We start from the raw sequence: 263 nt of genomic DNA, 5'->3' as shown, positions 1-263 counted from the left end.
ACGTTTTTCTAGCTTGTCCTTCTGTACCTCGATATCGTAGCGTGTTTGCAGATTAAGCCAGAAACGCTCAGACAAGCTGAAATATCGAGATAATCTTAAAGCTGTATCTACGCTAATCGATCGCTTGCCATGGACAATCTCATTAATACGGCGCGGTGACACATTGATATCCTTAGCCAAACGATACTGACTAATCCCCATTGGTTTGAGAAATTCTTCAAGTAATATTTCTCCTGGGTGAATAGGTTTAATTTTTTCGTTGC

1 protein-coding gene is annotated in these 263 nt (G+C 40.3%); it reads right to left on the bottom strand.

Translation table 11 applies throughout. The features are described 5' to 3' along the window. On the bottom strand, window positions 1-252 hold a 252-nt coding region (locus COY37_RS08845; RefSeq protein ID WP_502693753.1), incomplete at its 3' end, for a HigA family addiction module antitoxin. Window positions 253-263 lie beyond the last annotated feature (11 nt).

Source organism: Candidatus Aquicultor secundus, assembly GCF_002791875.1.
GTDB classification, from domain to species: domain Bacteria; phylum Actinomycetota; class Aquicultoria; order Aquicultorales; family Aquicultoraceae; genus Aquicultor_A; species Aquicultor_A secundus.
This window is presented reverse-complemented; position numbering and strand designations above follow the sequence as displayed.